Below are 4,050 nucleotides of genomic sequence, written 5' to 3'. Positions count from 1 at the left end.
TTTGTCCTGACTTGGGGAAAGGTTCAACCAGCTCTGGCGCCAAGGGTGTTCGCCCCGGAAGAAGGCGGTTACCGTCCCGGAAGTGTTCAGGACACCCACGCCTCCGGGGTGACGGCGCACCCCGGCGCCCGCACACACCACACGGACCGCACACACCACACGCACGGCACACGTCGCATGCATCCGCGCACATCACCGCACCGCGCACGCAGCACACGCACCGCACCACACGCCCCACAGCACGCGCACCACATGTCTTCGCACCTGTTCCGTACGGCCCCACCCCGTTCCCGGAGGGACTTCGTGCACAGAAGCAGACTCACATCCACCAACGCCCCGAGGCGTCGATCCGGGCTGCGCACCGGCCTCGCCCTGTTCACCGGACTGCTGCTGGCCGTGGGCACCCCGGCGACCGTCGCCGGCGCCCACCCCGGCCACCCGGAACACGACGAACCGGCGGCGGCCGAGGGACAGTTCCAGCAGGTGCCGCTCGCCAAGGGCGAGCCCGAGACGGGTGAGCCCATGTCGCTCACCGTGCTCCCGGACCGCAGCGTCCTGCACACCTCGCGCGACGGCACACTGCGCCTCACCGACCAGGGCGGCGTCACCAAGGTCGCCGGCAGGATCCCCGTCTACAGCCACGACGAGGAGGGCCTCCAGGGCGTCGGCGTCGACCCGGACTTCGAGAACAACCGGGCGATCTACCTCTACTACGCCCCGCCGCTCGACACCCCGGCCGGTGACGCCCCGGAGAACGGCACCGCCGCCGACTTCGCGAAGTTCGACGGCGTCAACCGGCTCTCCCGGTTCGTCCTCAACGCCAACGGCACGCTGAACATGGCCAGCGAGAAGAAGGTGCTGGACGTCGCGGCCTCCCGCGGCATCTGCTGCCACGTCGGCGGCGACATCGACTTCGATGCCGAGGGCAACCTCTACCTGTCCACCGGCGACGACACCAACCCCTTCGCCTCCGACGGCTACACGCCGATCGACGAACGGGCGGACCGCAACCCGGCCTTCGACGCCCGCCGCAGCTCCGGCAACACCAACGACCTGCGCGGCAAGATCCTCCGTATCAAGGTCGCCGAGGACGGCTCGTACACCGTCCCGGACGGCAACCTCTTCGCTCCCGGCACCGAGAAGACCCGCCCCGAGATCTACGCGATGGGCTTCCGCAACCCGTTCCGGATGAGCGTCGACGACAAGACCGGCATCGTCTACGTCGGCGACTACGGCCCCGACGCCGGCGCCGCCGACCCCGACCGGGGACCGGCCGGGCAGGTGGAGTTCGCCAAGGTCACCGAGGCCGCCAACTTCGGCTGGCCGTTCTGCACCGGCGACAACGACGCCTACAGCGACTACGACTTCGCGACCGGCGCCTCCGGCGGGAAGTTCGACTGCTCCGCCCTGAAGAACACCTCCCCGCACAACACCGGTCTCACCGATCTGCCGCCCGCGCGGGCCGCCTGGATCCCGTACGACGGCGGTTCCCTGCCCGAGTTCGGCAGCGGCTCCGAGTCCCCGATGGCAGGCCCCGTCTACCGCTACGACCCCGACCTCGAGTCCTCGGTGAAGTTCCCGGAGGCCTACGACGGGGACTTCTTCGCGGGCGAGTTCGGCCGCCGCTGGATCAAGCGGATCGAGCAGAACGAGGACGGTTCCGTCGCGAAGATCAACGACTTCCCGTGGACCGGCACCCAGATCATGGACATGGAGTTCGGCCCCGACGGCGCGCTCTACGTCCTCGACTACGGCGTCTCCTGGTTCCAGGGCGACGAGAACTCCGCGCTGTACCGGATCGAGAACGCCGAGGACGGCTTCTCCCCGATCGCCGAGGTGAGCGCGGACAAGACCTCCGGCGCGGCCGGCCTGAAGGTCAGGTTCACCGCCACCGCGAACGACGCCGACTCCCCGGACCTCACCTACAGCTGGGACTTCGGCGACGGCACCACGGGCGAGGGGCTCACCCCCACCCACAAGTACAAGAAGGCCGGCACCTACACCGCGACCTTCACCGCGAAGGACCCCGAGGGCAACACCGGGAACGCCAGCGCACGGATCGTGGTCGGCAACACCGAGCCGACGGTGAAGATCACCGTGCCGGGCAACGGCAGCCTGGCGGCCTTCGGAGAGCCCGTCCCGTTCAAGGTGACCGTCACCGACCCCGAGGAGACCGTCGACTGCTCCAGGGTCAAGGTCGCCTACAGCCTCGGTCACGACTCCCACGCCCACGAACTGACCAGCGAGACGGGCTGTGAGGGCACCCTCAAGCCGCCCGCCGGGGACGGCGGTCACGACCCGAACGCCAACATCTACGGTGTAGTCGGCGCCAGTTACACCGACGGCGGAGCGAACGGCCAGGAGGCCCTGACCGGTACCGCCCGCACCGTGCTCCAGCCGCTGCACCGCCAGGCCGAGCACTTCACCAGCCAGTCGGGGGTGAACACCTTCGACAAGGAGGGCGCCAACGGCGGCAAGACCGTCGGCGACATCAACGACGGCGACTGGATCTCCTTCAGTCCCTACCGGTTCGACGGGCAGAGGAGGATGACCGTACGGGCCTCCTCCGGCGGCTCCGGCGGCTTCATCGAACTGCGCACCGGCTCGCCCGACGGCAAGCTGCACGGCTCGGCGTACATCCCGCCGACCGGGAGCTGGGAGACGTTCCAGAACGTCGACGTGCCGCTGCGGTCGCTGCCGAAGAAGACCTCGGAGATCTACCTGGTCTTCCGGGGCGGTGACGGCGCGCTGTACGACGTGGACGACTTCGAGTTCTCCAAGGAGCCCTTCAAGAAGGGCAAGAAGGTCCTGGTCTTCTCCAAGACGGCCGGCTTCCGTCACGACTCCATCGGGGAGGGTGTCGCCGCCCTGAAGGAGCTGGGAGCCCCGGCCGGCATCTCGGTCACCGCGACCGAGGAGGCCCGGCAGTTCACCACCGCCAACCTCGCCAAGTACGACGCGGTGGCCTTCCTGTCGACCACCGGAGACGTCCTCGACGCCGAGCAGCAGCAGGCGTTCGAGAACTACGTCAGGAACGGCGGCGGCTACATGGGCATCCACGCCGCGGCCGACACCGAGTACGACTGGGAGTTCTACGGCGGACTCGTCGGCGCCTACTTCGACTCGCACCCGGCCATCCAGAAGGCCACCGTGCGCGTCCACGACCACGACCACCCGTCCACCGCGCACCTCGAGGACACCTGGGAGCGCACCGACGAGTGGTACAACTACCGCACCAACCCGCGTGAGCAGGCCAAGGTCCTCGCCACCCTCGACGAGACCACCTACTCCGGCGGCACCATGAAGGGCGACCACCCGATCGCCTGGTGCCAGAGCTACGGAGGCGGCCGCTCCTTCTACACCGGCGGCGGCCACACCAAGGAGTCGTACGCCGACGAGGCGTTCCGCACCCATCTGCTCGGCGGCATGCAGTACGCCACCGGCCAGGTGAAGGCGGACTGCAAGCCGGACAAGGGCTACCGGGAGATCTTCAACGGCCAGACCCTGGACGGCTGGAAGCAGGCCGGCCCCGGCACCTTCAACGTCAAGGACGGCACCCTGGAATCCGAGGGCGGCATGGGGCTGCTCTGGTACCAGGCCAAGGAGCTGAAGTCGTACTCCCTCAAGCTCGACTGGAAGATGCGGGGCGACGACAACTCCGGGATCTTCGTGGGCTTCCCGGCCTCCGACGACCCCTGGTCCGCGGTGGACAGGGGTTACGAGATCCAGATCGACGCCACGGACGCCGCCGACCGCACCACGGGCTCCGTCTACTCGTTCAAGTCGGCGAACATCAAGGCCCGTGACCAGGTTCTGCGTCCGCCCGGCCAGTGGAACTCCTACGAGATCAAGGTCCGGGGCGAACGCCTCCAGGTGTTCCTCAACGGAGTCAAGATCAACGACTTCACCAACAAGGACCCCCAGCGGAGCCTGACCGACGGCTACATCGGTCTCCAGAACCACGGCTCCGCCGACCAGGTCTCCTTCCGCGACATCCAGCTGAAGGAGCTGCCCTCCTAGGGCGACCGGAACGGCGGCGGGCGGAGGACG

Annotated in this window: 1 protein-coding gene; it reads left to right on the top strand. The window is 68.5% G+C overall.

Annotated features, from left to right (window positions below; genetic code table 11):
- Positions 1 to 303: 303 nt before the first annotated feature.
- Complete coding sequence (locus B9S61_RS18085; RefSeq protein WP_103543200.1) at positions 304 to 4,020, top strand: ThuA domain-containing protein; 3,717 nt, start codon at positions 304 to 306, stop codon at positions 4,018 to 4,020.
- Positions 4,021 to 4,050 lie beyond the last annotated feature (30 nt).

The sequence above is a fragment of the Streptomyces sp. SM1 genome, from assembly GCF_002910825.1.
Taxonomy (GTDB): Bacteria; Actinomycetota; Actinomycetes; order Streptomycetales; family Streptomycetaceae; genus Streptomyces; species Streptomyces okerensis.
Note: the sequence above shows the minus strand (reverse complement) of the source record. Positions and strands in the feature narration are given on the sequence as shown.